This is a genomic window from Leeuwenhoekiella sp. CH_XMU1409-2 (genome assembly GCF_037029365.1).
Classification (GTDB): domain Bacteria; phylum Bacteroidota; class Bacteroidia; order Flavobacteriales; family Flavobacteriaceae; genus Leeuwenhoekiella; species Leeuwenhoekiella blandensis.
Genome location: NZ_JAYMEI010000062.1, coordinates 1 through 503 on the forward strand (window position 1 = coordinate 1; position 503 = coordinate 503).

At 29.2% G+C, this 503-nt stretch carries 1 protein-coding gene; it reads left to right on the forward strand.

The features are described from left to right. The coding region (locus WA338_RS18885) for a hypothetical protein (RefSeq protein ID WP_336094580.1) at positions 1-503 on the forward strand (503 nt) is incomplete at both ends.

Genomic DNA, 503 nt, shown 5'->3' on the forward strand with positions numbered 1-503 from the left:
CCAAAAGAGATTAGACTTTCCGTAGGCAACTATTTGGTTGAAAATATTCTTAGCTATTCTAAAAATGAAGAAATTAATTCGTGGTTGAAATACCCAAAGTTTCGTTTAGTTTCTCAAGTATTCATTATTTGCAAATCCTTTCAATATGGTATTCCTATAAATTACGACATCAATTCTATTGCCGTTCGCTTAGTAAATGTATTGCTAAGAATTCAAACTGAATTCAAAGAGAATTTCAAGCAGTTAATTATACAGTTTTGTGGAATATTAGCATATCACAAAATTGATAGAGAGACTATACTTGGTATTTTGGCAGAAATAAAAACCAAGCAATTAGAAAGGATTCCATATTTCTACAATAGTTTTTCTGATAAAAATGAAGAAAAGGTAATGAGCAACTTTTTGACTAAGGAAACTCTAATACTTTCACTAGATGAAGAAGAAGCCGATTTAGAAAATTTCTACCCAGAGAAGTTTAATGATATAGATGAGATTAAAGATTA